Consider the following 17,212-nt stretch of genomic DNA (forward strand, 5'->3'; position numbering starts at 1 on the left):
AAAATAACATAAGAACTTTATCTATATTTATATCATGTCAAAACACATACTTTATAAGTTATTAATTAAATCTGCATTTTTTACAGTAGGAATGCTATTGGTCTGGATAATCCTCAATCAACTTTTGTCTCCACATTTCTGGGATGGCATGACTACTAGTAAGTCTGCAATTACTGGTGAGTATTGTGAGTTCAATAATGTGAACAAGTTTTTTCACCAACCCATGAATACCTACTCAAATCTCTCCTATTTCTTTTTTGGAGTGCTAATTATACTGATTGGAAAGGAAGATTATAAAAATAAGAATAAAAAATCGCTGAACAGAATGGAACAATTCCCGTTGTTGTCGGTATTATTGGGAATATACTTTATCTATCTTTGTTTTGGCAGTGCGTTTTTTCATGCCTCTCTTACATTTACAGGGCAAAGAGTAGATATGAATGGAACTTACGGCGTTTCAATTACTTTATTAAGTATTGGCATTTACCATGTTTTTCACAAGATACACTTATCTGATACAGCTAAATACCTTTGGGTTGGAGCATTGGTCTTATTTATACTAGTATTTTTTAAAATTGCTTTATTGGTTTCAAGTTCGGTTTTATTACCTGCAATGATTTTACTATTAACACTCATAAACGTGGTCAATTATTTTCAATTCAGAACTGAGCGTTCTATTATCTTAGCAATCCTGAGTTTTTTATTGATTATTGTAGCTATTAAAATCCGCGCCTTAGATGTACAGAAAAAAGGATGCGACCCTCACTCCTTATATCAGGGACATGCTTTATGGCATTTTTTAACTGCCTTGAGTAGTTTTTACAGCTATGCTTTTTTTAGATTCGGTAAATCAATAAGAATCAATAAGTAATGAAAAAACTTATTCTAAGATTTTTTTAGAGAAAATCTTAAAAAATGAAGCAGTTAATTGATGCATGGAATTGCGGTCGAAAGAATAAAAGTAAATACAAAATTGTTGTACCTATGTTGTACCAAACAAAAAAGGCAGCTCCGTTTTTACACGTAACTGCCTGATTATCAGTGTAGCGGGGAGCAGGATCGAACTGCCGACCTTAGGGTTATGAATCCTACGCTCTAACCATCTGAGCTACCCCGCCAAAGTATGTAAAAATATAAAAAGTTTAAGCTATTATGCCCTCGTCCTTAATATTATGTTGCAAAAATAGGGAAAGTTTTCTTACATTGCAAAAAATAAAATTCACCAAACTGAATTTTAAGGAAAATTTATATAAATTCTTAAAATAATCATTCATTCATACTAAATATGATTGGGTATGTGTGATTAATAACACTTTCTGATATGGGAAAATTTAAGTTTACACGGGAGTACGAATTTAAGGCATCACCTAAAGTCTTATATCAATACATAAGCACTCCTCCAGGTTTGCAACAGTGGTTCGCATCGAAAGTTAAATATGTGAATGACGGGAATTTTGATTTTATCTGGGACAACGAGAGCCATCCGGCACGCCTCAGTTCTCAGAGAATGAACAAAGCAACTAAATTTGATTTTCTTAACGATGAGCAAAAAGGCAATTACGTGGAATTCAAATTAGAGCAAAGTGAATTAACCAATGCTACTTTCTTTAAAATAATTGATTATTCAGATAATCAGGATGAGAGCGAATTAGAAGATATGTGGGATGGCATGGTCGATAAGTTGCGTGAGATTGTAGGTGGGTAATTTGTTAAATATGCTTAATAGACTTGTACATACAAAATTCATTTAAGAATTTTGTGAGGGCAATCATTTATGTCTTTAATGAAGAAAATCGATTTTTTAGTTATAAAGTCTTTTATTGGACCTTTTATATTAACTACCTGCGTGGTAGTTTTTATTTTTTTAATGCGTTTCCTAATGCTTTACTTCAACGATTTTGTTGGTAAAGACTTAGGCTATGATGTTTTTGCCAAACTCTTCGTCTATTTTTCGCTTATTACTGTACCCATCTCTCTACCACTGGCTACATTGCTTGCATCGTTGATGTGCTTCGGAAATCTGGGAGAACATTCAGAACTAACAGCCATTAAGGCTTCCGGAATACCAATTTCGAGAGTTTTGCTTCCAACATTGATTTTTGCTTTTGGCGTAAGTATTTTTTCTTTCTGGTTTAACAATAAAGTTAGTCCGTGGGCTAACCTGAAAGGCTATAGCTTATTATATGATGTCAAAACAACAAAAGTCACACTTAACATAAAAGAGGGAATTTTTTATGGCGAATTACCCGGCTATAAAATAAAAGTACAGCAAAAATACCCCGACGGAAAAACACTGAAAGGTGTAACAATATACAACCACACAACAAACGAAGGAAACATAAATGTTACCATTGCCGACTCGGGCAAGATGTATACCATGCTCGATAACAGTTATCTGGTTTTTGAGCTCTTTAATGGTGTTAATTACATGGATTACAAAAACACGTCAGGTGGAAGTTATAACGATACGCAATTTGTAAAGAATTCATTCAAACAAAACCGACTAGTTTTTCCATTAGAGTCATTCGGAATGAAAAGAACCGATGAGTCACAGTTTAAATATCACGAATACATGAAAGATGTTCCTGCACTATCAAGGCAGGTAGATTCAATACACAGAGAGATTGCGCAAGCTAAAAAAGTGCAGATTGGCTCAATGGACCAGTTCTACACGCACCATTTGAAAAAAATCATTAAAGATACAGCTAGTAAAATTGTTATTTTACCTGGTAAATGGGTTGATGAACGCATGAAACCGCTACACGAGGAATCTAAAACGATGGAATCGTTCGAAACGGCATTTATGCAAGCTAAAAGCATTCAAGACCATTACAAAACCAATCTGGAGATTGAAAAAGGTAAAATTAAAGATGCCAATAAATCAGAAGTAGAGCTATGGCATAAGTTTACAATGGCATTTGCTTGCTTTGTTATGTTCCTGATAGGCTCGTCTTTGGGTTCAATCATCAAAAAAGGAGGTTTCGGCATGCCTGTTTTGCTTTCTATAACCTTCTTTATATTGATGTACGTTTTAATGCAATTGGGCGATAAATACGCAAAAGAGAGTATCTGGTATGTGCTTGTAGGAGTCTGGATGCCTGACGCTGTTTTACTTGGATTTGGAATTTACTTCTTATATAAAGCAACCAACGATGCTCGTTTGTTCGATAGCGATATATATGATGTTTATTTCGATAAACTCAAAACTTTCATTAAATCTAAATTTAAGAAAAAAGACCCATTACAAACAGCCTGAAAAACATCAGGCACTTGTTTTAGGTCTTTTTTCTTAAAGCAAGGAATTTATTTCCAACTGCGTACCTACGTTGATATGCTTTTCAATCAGCGCTACAATGCCGTTAAAATCGCTTTCATTTTCGGCGTAGTCAAGGTCGTTTACATCAATAATCAATAATTTGCCGTGTGTATAAAGGTTCACAAAGTCTTCATACAAAACATTTAATTTGATTAAATAATCAGGGTCTATATTTCTTTCAAAATCCCGATTACGCTTATTTATTTGTCTTTGTAGTTTTGGTAAATCAGCTCTCAGATAAATCATAAGGTCAGGATGGCTGATAGCCTGCGTGATTGTATTAAACATACTGCGGTATGTCTGGTAATCTACCTCATTGAATTTCCCAGACTCATACAAGTTTCGGGCAAATATATAGGCATCCTCATAAATTGAACGGTCTTGAATAATAGTTTTATCTTCAGTCAAACTTTTTATCTTTAAAACCTGCTCAAAACGGCTATTGAGAAAAAAAATCTGTAAATGGAATGCCCATTTTTCCATATCTTCATAAAAAGGAGGCAAATATGGATTTCCCTCTACTGATTCATAAAGCACTTCCCAACCATAATGTTCTGCCAATTTTGCTGCTAATGTAGTTTTCCCTGCGCCAATATTCCCTGTAATCGCAATATGCATTTACTCAATTAATTTTATTTGGTAAAATTTTTCCAAAATAACTGCTAAAATGACTAAAATCATAGAACATCAAAAATAACTTTTGTAATTTTGCAGTGTTCAAATCAAGTCTGCGCCTTGAAATATTGGATTATAATTATGCATAAAGAAGAAACAACAACACAAAACATCACAAACGAGGCAACTACTGCCCCAAAAGGTAAATACTCCGTATTACTTTATTATATATACTCACCTATCGAAAATCCGGTTGAGTATCGCGACATACATCACCAATATTGTATCGACAACAATTTGCTTGGCCGCATAATTGTGGCTCCCGAAGGACTAAACGGTACGGTTTCAGGTCTGATTGAGGATTGCGAAAAATACATGGCCTGGGTAAAATCAGACCCACGTTTTGCAAAGGTGGACTTCAAAGTTGAAAACCACCAAACTCACGCTTTTACAAAATTGTATGTAAGAATCAAGAAAGAAATAGTTCATTCAGAACTACCTGTGAATCCGCTTGAGCAAACTGGTAAACACCTTGAGCCTAAAGAATTTAGAGAAATTATCCAAAACGACCCAAATGTAGTTTTGGTTGATATGCGCTCTAATTATGAGCACTCAGTCGGCAAATTCAAAGGTGCCATTACTTTTGATATGGAAAACCTCCGTGAATTACCAGACCATGTAAAAGAAATTGAGCACCTGAAGGATAAAAAAATCATAACTTACTGCACAGGTGGTATCAAGTGCGAAAAAGCAAGTGCATACTTACTTTCGCAAGGTTTTACTGATGTTTATCAGCTGCACGGTGGTATTATAAAATACGGCTTAGAAGAAGGTGGAGAAAATTTTGATGGCAAATGCTATGTTTTCGATAACCGTTTAACTACTCAAGTAAACACCGTTAACCCTGAGGTAATCTCGAAATGTCATGTTTGTGGTACTACTTCAGATAGAATGGTAAATTGTGCTAATCCGGACTGTAACGAACACGTGGCTATCTGTGAAAAATGCGGTTGGGAGCTAGAAGGTGCTTGTTCGGTTACCTGCAAAGAAAACCCAAGAAAACGTATATATACAGGCACAGGTTATTATGCCAAAACAACCGAAGGCTACAAACCTGAGATAGCTCTAAGAACCAGAAAGAACACCAAGCATCTACATATTGTAGAAGATTTAGGATTATAATATTACCAGTTAATGAATACCTCAAATCAGGTTATTGGCTTGATTTGAGGTATTTTTTTGTATTTTTATGTAACATTTTTAAAACTATATGACACCAACATTCTTTGCCGAACAAGCTGATTTCAGAAAATGGTTTGAGGAAAATTATAAAACTGAGAAAGAATTACTTGTAGGCTTTTATAAGGTAGGTTCAGGTAAGCCAAGTATGAGCTGGTCTCAATCAGTTGATGAAGCTTTATGCTTTGGCTGGATCGATGGTATCCGTAGAACGATTGATGACGAAAGTTATAGCATACGCTTTACTCCACGCAGACCAACAAGTGTCTGGAGTGCTGTAAACATAAAAAAAATGGAAGAAATGATTCCGCTTGGCCTGGTAATGCCCGAAGGCATACTTGCATTTGAAAAGCATAAACACCATAAATCGAGTGGTTATACTCACGAAATAGTAGAGATGCATTTCACCCCAATGTTAGAAGGCATTTTTAGTGCAAACACAAAAGCATGGGAATTTTTCCAGAAACAAGCACCCTACTATAAAAGAGTATTAACCAAATGGGTTGTTACGGCAAAGCAGGAAACAACCCAAATGTCGAGGTTAGAAAAATTAATAATTGCCAGCGAAGAAGGTAAACGACTATAGTTTTTTGCGCATTACATAATCATTCATAAAATATTCGCCGATTGGAATATCTTCTTCGGCTATTATTTCAAAACCCATTCTTTCATAAAAATCTTTTGCTTTGTTGTATCGGTTTACATTGAGGTCGAGCCACTCCCCTCCTACCTCTTTTACTTGTCTTTCAACTTCAATCAAAAGTTTTTTACCTAAACCCCCACCCTGAAGATCAGGATTCAAATAGATTTTATTGAGTTTATAAATTTTTTCCGGCTCTTGTTTGATTGAGTAAGAAGCAAAAGCTACAGGAACAGCTTCATCATCTCCATTGCTAGCATATTGTAACGTAAATACTTGCCCTGCACAAAGTTGCTCTTCTAGCCCTTCGGAGCTATAAATCAAATCGAACATATATTGGGGTTGTTGCTTGCCCAAAATGGGTTCGTAAGTGGCAAACCAGGTCTGTTCAGCAATTTCACGAATAATAGCAATGTCTTCTGCAGTAGCTAGTCGGTAGGTCAGGTTCATGTGTCAGAGAATTTTCTTTGCAAATATAAACTCTGCTTACATAACATTTTGTTAATTTGCATAAAAATTTCAGTCTTTAGATAACACCTTTTTTTATACATGTGAGTACGAAAATCACTAAAAAACAATATGAAACCACTTATTTTAGTAACTAACGATGATGGTATAACCTCAAAAGGTATTTCTGTTTTAATTGATGTAGTAAAAACCCTTGGAGATGTGTTTGTTGTAGCACCAGACAGTCCAAATTCTGGAATGGGTCATGCAATTAGTGTTGATACTACTATACATATAAAAAAATCGAAGATTTTTAAGGATATTGAAGCTTATGAGTGCTCTGGCACGCCTGCTGATTGTGTAAAACTAGCTAAACACCATTTTTTAAGAGGCCGAAAAATTGATTTGGTAGTAAGCGGTATTAACCACGGTATGAATGCCTCAGTATCGGTGCTTTACTCAGGCACAATGTCGGCGGCTGTTGAGGCAGCAATTGAGGGAATTCCGGCCATTGGTTTTTCATTAGATGATTTTAAATACGACGCCGATTTCAGACACGTAAAACGTCATTTGAAAAGAATTGTGGAGAAATCATTAAAAAATGGCATTCCTCCTCATACGGCACTAAATGTAAATTTTCCGGCCAAATCAGATAAGCCTATTCAAGGCATAAAAATATGCCGCCAAACCAATGGCTATTGGAGGGAAGAGTTTGATGCCAGACAAGATTTACACGGTCGACCTTATTTCTGGATGGGCGGAGATTTTGTAAACCGTGAGCCTGAAAGCCAGGATACAGACATTTGGGCTATGAATAACAATTATACAGCTATTGTTCCCGTTCAGATTGATAGAACAGCGTACCCAGAGATTAAAACATTAAAAAAGTGGAAGTTGTAAGTCTATTAAGATAGGATTTATCTGTTTTATTTTACAATTTTAGTCAGCGATTTTTATCGCTGACTAAAATTATTTACTGTTTACACTTCACATACTAACCAATTTATAGATATTATGGCAGTCTTAGGAAGTTTATTAAAAGGAGGCATCAAGTTTACGAGTACAATTCAAAAAATAAGAAAAGTTAAACCGCAGAAGTGGCAGAAAAAAGCTTTTACAAAATTAGTCGCAAAAGCACGATATACACAGTTTGGAGAAAAATATCATTTTGAAGAAATATTAAGTACAGCCATTTTTGAAAAAGGTAATGATTTCTATAAAAAGTTTCAGGAACTTGTACCTATCTACGATTACAATAAGATTTATGACGAATGGTGGCATAAAGCCCGTAATGGAGAAAAAAATGTATGCTGGCCAGGGAAAATAAAGTATTTTGCCCTTAGCTCAGGTACATCAGATGCGGCATCGAAGGCGATTCCGGTTACCAAAGACATGATTAAGGCTATTCAGCGCACAAGTATTAATCAGATTATAGCACTAGGGCATTATAATACATTACCCTCTAATATTTATGAAACCGGATACCTAATGCTTGGTGGCAGCACAGCCCTTAACGAGGTAGATTCTCATTATGAAGGAGATTTGAGTGGTATCACTACAGGCACGCTCCCATTCTGGTTTCAGAATTTTTATAAACCGGGTCAAAAAATTGCTGCCGAACGTAACTGGGGTAATAAACTTGAAGAGATTACAGAAAACGCCAAATACTGGGATATTGGCTTTTTAGCCGGAGTACCTGCCTGGCATACTATATTGCTGGAAAAAATTATTAAGCGCTATAATCTTAAGAATATACATGAATTGTGGCCTAATCTTACTGCTTTTGCATGGGGTGGTGTTTCTTTAGAGCCATACAAGCAAGGTTTGGAAAAACTTTTCGGAAAGCCTGTAATTTATATAGAAACCTACATGGCTTCTGAGGGTTTCCTGGCTTATCAAGACCGACCAGATGGGCACTTGAGATTGGTACTTAATCAAGGAATTTTCTTTGAATTTATTCCTTTCAATGAGAATAACTTTGATGAAGATGGCAATGTGGTTGCCAAACCCCAGACACTGATGGTTCATCAGGTAGAAGAAGATATTGATTATGCCTTGTTGATTTCAACCTGTGCAGGTGCTTGGCGTTATTTAATTGGCGACACCGTTAAGTTTACTAACAAAGCCAGAGCCGAAATAAAAATTACGGGTAGAACCAAGCATTTTCTGAGCTTGTGTGGAGAACACCTTTCGGTCGATAACATGAACAATGCCATTGAATTGGTGTCTAAAGATTTAGGAATCGATATTCGTGAGTTTACAGTACTTGGCATTAAACATCCGCCTTTATTTGCGCATCAATGGTATGTAGCTACCGATGATAAAGTTGACGAAAAACAATTGTGCGAATTAATAGACAAAAAACTTTGTGAGTTGAACGACGATTATGCCGTTGAAAGAGGCCATGCCCTAAAGAATGTTTTCTTACGAGCATTACCAACAAAAGCTTTTTATGACTGGATGAAGATGAAAGGTAAAGAAGGAGGACAACATAAGTTCCCACGAGTTTTGAAAGGAAAACTAGTTGATGAATGGGAAGATTTTTTGAAGAAGAATTATGATAAGGTTGGGATTTGATCCCAACCTTTTTTGAGGCAGTTTTATTTCTTTTTATACAAATCGTCGCTTGTTTCGTTTGGCTTTGCTTTAAGAAAGTCAGCAATTTGTTGTTCCGTCATTCCTAAGTCAATTCTCAATTCGGGAATACTTTTCTTTAATTCTTCCGCTCCAGCAGGCGTTACTTCTGTTTTCCATAAATAAAGTTTTTTAAGATTTTTTAGCGAAGCTAATTGTTTTATCCCTGCATCTGAAATTTTCGTTCCGATTAAGTTAAGGTATTCAAGATTTTTGAGTGTGGCTAAATGCTTCAAGCCTGCATCGGTAATTTTCGTTTGCTCCAGGTGTAATCGTGTAAGATTATTAAGTTTGGCTACTTCTTCAAGTGTTTTATCGCCTATACTCGTATTGCTTAGTCTTAACCAAAGCGTTTGTTCAGCTACTTTAGAGAACATACTAGCCTGATTATCATCAAATTTCGAGTTGTTGATATAGCTAATTTCTACAAAATTGTTGTTTTGCGCAAATGGCAGAATCAAAGCCCCTGTTTGCTTTAATTCGTTTGCTATTTTATCACTAATTGCATCAACTGTACCGGTTAGTAGCTTTTCTTCAATATCAAATTTGTCTTGCTGCACTCCAGAGATTTGTGTACTTGCTGCAGCACCTCCTAAACTAGCTAATATAGGTTTAATGGGCTCAGTTACTTGTAACTGTGATACTTTTTTATCAAAAGGTGCGCCTTGCTCAATCCACCATTTCATTAAAGCCAATTCATTTTCTGTGATTTGGGTTTTGCCTTTGGGTGGCATATGGTCATCGTCTGACTCAGGCAATAAAATCCTCTTAATAAATTCGCTTTCGTCAACATTGCCAGCTACAAATATGGCACCGTGTTTTCCTCCTTTCTTGAACAAATCAATTTCGTCAAGTCTCAAGTCGCCTTTCATTTTATTGGCATTGTGGCAACTCTCACATTTTTGCTCAAAAATCGGTTGGATAATATCCTGATACACAAGTGCTTCGTTGAGATTCTGAATCTTAGGTTTTTCACCTGCTTTATCAGTGCCTTTTTCTGTTTTTTCTGGCATACCTAGCCACCCTCTGAAAGGCTGAGGCGTATTATCAGTCAGGTATGTTTCGCCATGTGTAAGGTTACCCCCATGATGCCCTGCTACTCCCATCAGAATTAAAGACAATATTAATGCCGGTGCATACAAAAGTTTATTGATACCTATTCTGTCGTTCAACCATGTGTTTTTTGCAAGCCATGCGAGCCAGCAAAAAACCGCCAACCATATTCCCTGCATTTTGTGTTCTTCGAGCATTTCTTCGTTGTATCCGCCTTCTAAGGAAAGAAAATAGCCTGCTATACAAGCAAACGTAGCCCCAAGTGCAGATACCAGTAATATGAATCGGAGTATATCCTGACTGACACTTAATCGGCCACTTATTTTCAGAATCTCAAGAAAGCCAACGATAATTAAGAACCCAATTGGTAAATGGACCAGAAGTGGATGGAATCGCCCCAAAAAGGCCATCCACTCAGAAATGGCAAGAATAAGCATTAAAATAGTGTTAAGTTTAAAATTTTAAGGTTGATTTTTCTCAAATATACTAACAATCAGCATTAAATAAAATAGCCAAAGTCGATGACTTTGGCTATTTTAAAACTATATCAGAAATTTATTAATAACCCGGATTCTGAACTAATACAGGTTTACCATCCTTCTGGCTATTCAAGATTTCATCTTGTGGAAGCGGGAAGTAGTTATTTTTAGGTGCAGTAAATGTTTTACCTACCATATAACCACGTTTCACAAATGTTCTACCAGATGGCTCTTTTCCTGGAGCACCTTCTTCTTTAGCATATTTGTTCAATACTGGTGCTGCAATACCCCAACGAACTAAGTCAAAGAAGCGGTGTCCTTCCATTGCAAATTCCAGGCGTGTTTCCATGTGAACAGCATTTCTTGCAAAATCTGCACCTTTAGAAGTGAAAGTACCAGCAGGATATGGCTCAACTTTGTAGTTTACACTTGCATCCTGAACGCTTCCTGTTTTTGCACGGTTACGTATCTGGTTAACTAAATCCTGTGCTGCATCAAGGTTACCCAATTCAACTTCACATTCTGCCAACCAAAGAATAACTGTAGACAATTTGATAACTCTGAAGTTATTGTTTGTGCTACGTTTGTTGGTTGAGTGCGTGCTGCTGTTTTCTTCTGCCAAATAGTACATCCATTTTTTACCGATGAACGGACCTGCATAAGTTTGGTCACGAACCCAAGACGAACCTGGCATTTGACCCCAGTCAAGGAAATTAACACCTCTGCGACCTACTGTCCAATCTAAACGTGGATCAACAGGAATCGATTTGTCTAAAGTAAATGCTGTACTTGCAGTGATACCTTGGTCGTTTGGTAAATCAACATCATTAAAAGTATCTTCAGAACCATCAACTTTAGAGCCAATCATTGGCAAACCGTTGGCATCTGTTTTAAACGCATTTACAAGGTTATGAGACGGTTGGTAGAATCCGCAACAACCTCTACCAGGTGCAGTTGAGGCATAAGGCCAGTTAAGGTTATCACCAACATTACCATTATCGCCGTTAGTACCATCATTGATTGAAAACTGAATTTCGAATATAGATTCAGCATTATTGTTATAAGCGCCGTTTCTATAGTTTTCGTGGTAGTTAGCCATCAATCTTTTACCAGAGTTTTTCAAAACATCTTCTAACAAGGCTTTAGCAGGAGCCCATTTCTTTTGGAATAAATAAGCTTTGGCCAAGAAAGCTTTTGCAGCCCATTGCGTAGCTCTTCCTTTTTGAGATTGAGTAGCAGGAAGATTTTTTACTGCAAAATCAAAATCAGCTTCAATTTTTGGCCAAGCATCTGTTGTATTCGGAATTTTTGTAGAGTTAGGGTCTGCTGCTACATAAACTGTTTCATCAATGTAAGGAATATTGTTCCACATTTTCTTACATTCAAAATGATAGTAACCTCTTAAGAAACGTGCTTCTGCAATCACCTGATTTTTCTCAGCATCAGTCATATCCTTAATTTCAGGACTTTTCACGATTTGAATTACCTCGTTAGCACGAGCAACGCCATCGTACATACCCCACCATTTTCCAAGAAAATAGGTGTTATCTGCCAGCCAGTTATATTGTTCAATAAATGATTGTTCTGGTTGGTCACCGGCATCTGTTCCTTTAACGGCATCATCAGAAGCAACCCCACCAAATACATAGTTTGATGATGTTGAAGTACGACCTGTATTGCCAGAGCCTACACCATCAAGTAATGAATAAACTCCTATCAAGAGTGCATTCACACCATTTTTATTTTTAAGCTGGTCTATTGAAGCACGCCCTTGCGGTTTTAAATCGAAAAACTCGTCTGAACACGCAAAGTTTGATGCAACCAAGAGTGCTAGTATTAATATTTTTTTCATTCTTTTTTAATTTTTTTAAGTAATATTAGAATCCTAAACGCAAACCAACTAAATATGATTTTGCAACAGGGTAGGCACCTTCGTCGATACCCATGTGAATATCTTGGTTATCGTTACCTGATCTTCTTAAGTTAATATCTGGGTCAAGACCTGTATATTTAGTAAGAGTAAACATATTCTGACCTTGAACATAGATTTGAGCAGAACTTAAACCAACTTTCTTAGACCAACCTGTAGGGATTGAATACGTTAACTGAACATTTTTCAAACGTAAGTATGAGCCATCTTCAATAAAATAGCTAGAAATCTGTTGGCTAGTTGCATCACCAGAGTTCAGGCGAGGAAGCTTAGCAACATCACCTTGTTTTTTCCATGAATCATAAAGCATTTCGTGAGATCTGTTACCTTGGAAAGTATTGAAGTCTGTCCAGTATCTAACATAGTTGAAGATTTCGTTACCTTGAGAACCTTGTGCAAACAAAGTTAAATCCCAGTTTTTGTATCCTAAATTAACATTAAGACCATACGTAAAGTCAGGATGTGGGTTACCAATAATGGTTCTGTCGGCTGCTGTAATTACACCATCACCATTTATATCTCTGAATTTGAAAGTTCCGGCTCTTGTGTATGTTCCAAATTTAGGAGCTGCTGCTGCTTCTGCATCATCTTTGATAACACCATCAACAATATATCCGTAGTAGCTGGCAATCGGTAAACCTGCTTTTGTAGCTGAAATAGCAGGAAGACGAGTAGTAAAACCAAAGATAGTAGCGTTAGGGTCGTTGTTAAGTTTAATAACTTTATTTTTGTAATGCGACACATTAAGACCTACCTGATAACGGAAGTTACCTATTTTATCTCTGTAAGTCAAACCAACGTCAATACCTTTGTTTTGTACTTCACCAATGTTTGTGAAAGGAATAGTACCAGTACCTGACGTTCTTGGAATTGCAATCTGTGTTAACATGTCAGACGTAACACGGTTATACAAATCAACAACCACTTCAAGTTTGCTATTAAACAATACCGCATCTAAACCAAGGTTAGTTGAAGTTGTGGTTTCCCATTTACCATTCGGGTTACCGAATTGAACAAGGTCAAAACCACCAACAATTGAAGAACCAGTACCACCAATATCGTATGCGTTTCTGATAGGGTCAGCAGCATAAAGCGTGTAGGCATTGTAAACGTTAGGAATTAACTGGTTACCTGTTTTACCCCAACCTAAACGCACTTTCATATCGTTTAAGAATTTCAACTCTTTCATGAAGGCGTACTCAGACAAACGAACACCCACCGAGAATGCAGGGAAGATACCGTATCTGTTAGCCTCAGAGAAACGAGATGAACCATCACGACGTAGTGTGAAGTCAGCCAGATAAATATCTTTAAATGCATAGTTTACTTTACCAAACTGAGAGAACAAGGCACTGATTGTTGCACCACCGCCTGAGTTATTTAAACCAGCAGCAGCACCTGCATCAAGGTAACGATATTCTAAATCATCAAAAGCAAATCCACTTCTATTAGCCTGGAAGCCAAAAGAGTATGTAGTTACGGCCTCTGTACCTACCAAAACATTCAATGAATGAGCACCAAATTCTTTGTTATAGTTTAAGGTATTAAACCATGTAAGTGAGCGGTCAAAGTTATTGATAACGTTTAAGCTATTTGCAGCTCTTGCTTCAGCAGCTTCAATATCACGGTGGAAATACTCCGATCTGTTATATTGGTTATACTCGAGACCTAAGCTTGTTCTTGCTTTTAAACCTGGCATGATGTCAAGTTCTGCAAATACGTTTCCGAAGATGTGCGTACCTTTTGTGATATTATCTTTTTCACGATACAAACGTGCAAGTGGGTTTGGTGCATTACCAAGGTTTACCCCTTTACTACCTGCAAAACCATTGTAAGGCGAGCTGTTGGTACCACCCAAAGCAGCAGGGCCACCAGTAATATCAAATACCGGAATGATTGGGTGCACGCGAATCGCAAACATAATTGGGTTCGACTCATCGTTATTGGTAATACCTTGTCTTTCGTCGTAAGAAACTGTAAGGTTTTCACCAAGTGTAAATCTTCCTTTTTTGAATTCTGTATTTGCTCTAACCGAGTATCTGTTATATTTTGTATATCTCAAGATACCATCTTGTTTGAAGTAGTTAGCCGAAATAGCGTATTTAGCGTTATTTGAACCACCTGTTGCACCCAATTGGAAGTTTGAAATCGGTGCTGGGTCAAAAATTACATCTTGCCAGTCGGTACCTTCTTTATTAGCTTTTGTAATGTTATAAGCTGTTTTACCTAAGTTCGGGTCAGCAATATCATTTGTATAAGTAATACCAGCTGGTAATGTTCCGTAAACGTTCGGATAAATATAATCTGCAATAGTTTGCTCGCCATTAGGGCCAAATCTGTATTGTACTGAAGGAGAAGTAACCGACGGATTTTTACCAGCACCTAAATCTGCTTGGTACAAATACTCACCTAATTCTTTAGTGTTCAACAAATTAAGCATTTTGCCTGGTCTTTGAGTACCAGTGTAGAAGTCGAACGTAAAGCTTGGTTCACCCGGTTTACCTTTTTTAGTAGTGATAATTACAACCCCATTGGCAGCACGAGCACCGTAGATTGAAGCCGCAGAAGCATCTTTCAATACCTGCATTGTCTCAATGTCGTTAGGGTTTATCTGGTTTAGTGTACCTTGCGTTGGCACACCATCAATCACATAAAGTGGGCTATTGTTGTTGATTGACCCGAATCCACGGATACGAACCATTGTACCACCACCAGGTGAGTTGTCGTTACCAACAGTTACCCCAGATGCTCTACCTTGAAGCATTTGCGTTACGCTGGCCGTAGGAGTAGCTGTTAGTTCTTTAGCACCTACAACCGTTACAGCACCTGTAATGTCTTTCTTACGTTGCGATGCATAACCTGTTACTACAACCTCGTTAAGAGCCTTGGTATCAGAATTTAACGAAACGTTAATTTCTGATCGGTTTCCAATTACTTCTTCTCTGGTTTCATAACCAATTGATGAAAAAACGATTGTGCCTCCATTTTGAGGGATGTCGATTGTGTAAGCTCCGTTGGCGTCGGTTGAAGTTCCTTTTGAACTTCCTTTAACAAGCACGGTTACACCGGGAATACCGATTTGTGCCTCAGAATCAACAACTTTACCTGTTACTTTTCTTTGGGCGAAGGCCGCAGTCCCGAGAATAAAGAATAGCAGTAATAGAGCTCTTGCCCTAATTGGAATAGAGTAGGATTGTTTCATGAAAAAATATAAAATTAGGTTAATAAAACTGTGAAATTATACTACGATTCAATTACCGAGTTTTACTTTATCCTATTTCCGAGTAATTTGAGAAGAAATATAAAGCCCGAAAGCTTATAAAGTTCAGGGAAAAGTTTAGGTGAAATCGTTAAAGTTTAGCCGTAATATTAAAATCAATACAATAGTATTATATTAAGAGTAAATATAAAAATAGTTGTACAAATAAAATATTAGAAAAATATATGCAAACGTTTTAAATCGATATTATTAACGGAAAAATCATATTTTTTTCAATCAAAAATGACAAAAAAAACTTGTATTTTTTGCTACCGATTTATAAATATACATTCATTAGTATTCTTTTCGGCTTAAACTATAGGCTAATATTTTCTGTAATTTTCAGCTTAATTTTTCAGCTTGGGTAAAATGTTATAATTTCGCAATTATGAATGAAAACATTAACCCTTGGACGATCCTCGACTCGGAGGTAAAATACGAAAATAACTGGATAAAGGTACTTCATCAGAATGTTTTAAATCCGAATGGTGGTAAAGGCATTTATGGAAGTGTGCATTTTAAAAATATAGCTATTGGAATAGTTCCTGTTGATGAAGAGGGAAATACATGGCTGGTTGGGCAATATCGATTTCCGATTGAAGAATATTCGTGGGAAATACCCGAAGGCGGCAGCCCCGAAGGGGAAGATATTCTGGCAACCGCACAAAGAGAACTACTTGAAGAAACCGGAATAATAGCGAAAAAATGGACGATGATTTCGAAACTTCATACCTCAAATTCAGTTTGCCGTGAAGTTGCATACATTTATATGGCAGAAGATTTAACTCAAACCGAAAGCCAACCCGAAGAAACTGAACAATTGCAAGTTCGCAAAGTACCTCTTAAAGAAGCCTATAAAATGGTGCTAGACGATAGAATAACAGATTCTATGAGTGTTGCAGGGATTCTCAAGGCTACAATATTACGATTTCCAGAACTTTTATAAACCTATTTTTATTTAATATAACGTTAATATGCTTGAAGCCATTACCTTAGGTTTTTTTACTGGAGTCGTACTAAGTTTCGGATTTGGAAGTGTATTTTTTGCATTAGTTCAAAATAGTTTAGATTACGGCTATATGGCAGGCGTAAAAATTTCTCTAGGCGTAATTTTTGGAGATGTGATTATGATTGTCATTGCCTACCTTGGCACTTCCTTTTTACCTGATATTCCGCATTTTGCAACTTATTCACGAGTTTTTGGCTCACTCCTCTTGGTTGGTTTGGGCGTTGCGCAATTCAGCAATACCAAACCACCTACTCAGATACAAGATTTTAAACTTGCCCGGTTCTTTTATTTTTTTGGCAAGGGATTTTTGCTGAATGTTATTAACCCTGTCAATTTTATTTCATGGATGGTAGTTTCGGCAACACTCAAGGGTTATAAATATGATATATATGACGAAACCGCTTTTTTTACTACTTGTGTTATCATGATTTTTGCAATGGAATCGGCCTTTGCAATATTTGCCGATAGAATTAAAAGTCGCCTGAATAACCTCACTATTCAAAGAATAAAATATTTTTCAGGTATTGTATTTATTGGCATCGGTATGAAACTTATTTACGATATATTTTAAGTCTTCTAATAATAAAAAAT

The 17,212-nt window shown here is 36.7% G+C and carries 14 protein-coding genes and 1 tRNA gene; 9 read left to right on the top strand and 6 right to left on the bottom strand.

What is annotated here, in order from left to right; all coding sequences use genetic code 11:
* Positions 1 to 34: 34 nt before the first annotated feature.
* Positions 35 to 871, top strand: coding sequence for a ceramidase domain-containing protein (locus tag WAE64_RS18205; protein WP_340239032.1), 837 nt, complete (start codon positions 35 to 37; stop codon positions 869 to 871).
* Between the two features lie 173 nt (positions 872 to 1,044).
* On the opposite strand, the gene WAE64_RS18210 is transcribed toward WAE64_RS18205, so the two are convergent.
* Positions 1,045 to 1,118, bottom strand: a tRNA-Met gene (locus tag WAE64_RS18210).
* A gap of 203 nt (positions 1,119 to 1,321) precedes the next feature.
* Between WAE64_RS18210 and WAE64_RS18215 the strand changes: the two genes are divergently transcribed.
* Together WAE64_RS18215 and WAE64_RS18220 are read left to right on the top strand one after the other, a co-directional pair.
* Positions 1,322 to 1,705 carry an START-like domain-containing protein gene (locus tag WAE64_RS18215; RefSeq protein WP_340239034.1) on the top strand — a complete coding sequence of 128 codons (384 nt, stop codon included), beginning with the start codon at positions 1,322 to 1,324 and terminating at the stop codon, positions 1,703 to 1,705.
* Between the two features lie 78 nt (positions 1,706 to 1,783).
* Positions 1,784 to 3,256: an LptF/LptG family permease gene (locus tag WAE64_RS18220; RefSeq protein WP_340239036.1), complete on the top strand. Its 1,473-nt coding sequence runs from the start codon at positions 1,784 to 1,786 to the stop codon at positions 3,254 to 3,256.
* A 33-nt stretch (positions 3,257 to 3,289) separates the two neighbouring features.
* Here WAE64_RS18220 and WAE64_RS18225 read toward each other — a convergent pair whose 3' ends face one another.
* Complete coding sequence (locus WAE64_RS18225; protein ID WP_340239038.1) at positions 3,290 to 3,934, bottom strand: deoxynucleoside kinase; 645 nt, start codon at positions 3,932 to 3,934, stop codon at positions 3,290 to 3,292.
* 138 nt (positions 3,935 to 4,072) lie between these two features.
* Here WAE64_RS18225 and trhO point away from each other — a divergent pair, with 138 nt between their 5' ends.
* Positions 4,073 to 5,113, top strand: a complete 1,041-nt coding sequence (gene trhO, locus WAE64_RS18230) for an oxygen-dependent tRNA uridine(34) hydroxylase TrhO (RefSeq protein WP_340239039.1) — start codon at positions 4,073 to 4,075, stop codon at positions 5,111 to 5,113.
* A gap of 88 nt (positions 5,114 to 5,201) precedes the next feature.
* Positions 5,202 to 5,756 carry a YdeI/OmpD-associated family protein gene (locus WAE64_RS18235; RefSeq protein ID WP_340239041.1) on the top strand — a complete coding sequence of 185 codons (555 nt, stop codon included), beginning with the start codon at positions 5,202 to 5,204 and terminating at the stop codon, positions 5,754 to 5,756.
* Here WAE64_RS18235 and WAE64_RS18240 read toward each other — a convergent pair.
* Entirely contained in the window at positions 5,751 to 6,260 is a 510-nt protein-coding gene (locus WAE64_RS18240) for a GNAT family N-acetyltransferase (protein ID WP_340239043.1), read from the bottom strand. The two genes, WAE64_RS18235 and WAE64_RS18240, sit on opposite strands and share 6 nt — an antisense overlap.
* Before the next feature lie 129 nt (positions 6,261 to 6,389).
* Here WAE64_RS18240 and surE point away from each other — a divergent pair, with 129 nt between their 5' ends.
* Positions 6,390 to 7,157 (top strand): 5'/3'-nucleotidase SurE, encoded by a 768-nt coding sequence (gene surE, locus WAE64_RS18245; protein ID WP_340239045.1) that lies wholly within the window; start codon positions 6,390 to 6,392, stop codon positions 7,155 to 7,157.
* A gap of 114 nt (positions 7,158 to 7,271) precedes the next feature.
* A complete protein-coding gene (locus WAE64_RS18250; RefSeq protein WP_340239047.1) occupies positions 7,272 to 8,834 on the top strand; it encodes a GH3 family acyl-acid amido synthetase in 1,563 nt (520 codons plus the stop codon).
* A gap of 23 nt (positions 8,835 to 8,857) precedes the next feature.
* On the opposite strand, the gene WAE64_RS18255 is transcribed toward WAE64_RS18250, so the two are convergent.
* The 3 genes from WAE64_RS18255 to WAE64_RS18265 form a co-directional block, all read right to left on the bottom strand.
* Entirely contained in the window at positions 8,858 to 10,381 is a 1,524-nt protein-coding gene (locus WAE64_RS18255; RefSeq protein ID WP_340239049.1) for a c-type cytochrome domain-containing protein, read from the bottom strand.
* A gap of 121 nt (positions 10,382 to 10,502) precedes the next feature.
* Complete coding sequence (locus WAE64_RS18260; RefSeq protein WP_340239050.1) at positions 10,503 to 12,275, bottom strand: RagB/SusD family nutrient uptake outer membrane protein; 1,773 nt, start codon at positions 12,273 to 12,275, stop codon at positions 10,503 to 10,505.
* Between the two features lie 25 nt (positions 12,276 to 12,300).
* Positions 12,301 to 15,555 carry a SusC/RagA family TonB-linked outer membrane protein gene (locus tag WAE64_RS18265; RefSeq protein ID WP_340239051.1) on the bottom strand — a complete coding sequence of 1,085 codons (3,255 nt, stop codon included), beginning with the start codon at positions 15,553 to 15,555 and terminating at the stop codon, positions 12,301 to 12,303.
* Positions 15,556 to 16,000: 445 nt separating this feature from the next.
* Between WAE64_RS18265 and WAE64_RS18270 the strand changes: the two genes are divergently transcribed.
* Together WAE64_RS18270 and WAE64_RS18275 are read left to right on the top strand one after the other, a co-directional pair.
* On the top strand, positions 16,001 to 16,558 hold the full coding sequence (locus tag WAE64_RS18270; protein ID WP_340239052.1) for an NUDIX domain-containing protein: 558 nt from the start codon (positions 16,001 to 16,003) through the stop codon (positions 16,556 to 16,558).
* A 28-nt stretch (positions 16,559 to 16,586) separates the two neighbouring features.
* Positions 16,587 to 17,192, top strand: coding sequence for a LysE family translocator (locus WAE64_RS18275; protein ID WP_340239053.1), 606 nt, complete (start codon positions 16,587 to 16,589; stop codon positions 17,190 to 17,192).
* Positions 17,193 to 17,212 lie beyond the last annotated feature (20 nt).

The sequence above is a fragment of the Emticicia soli genome (assembly GCF_037860775.1).
Classification (GTDB): Bacteria; Bacteroidota; Bacteroidia; order Cytophagales; family Spirosomataceae; genus Emticicia; species Emticicia soli.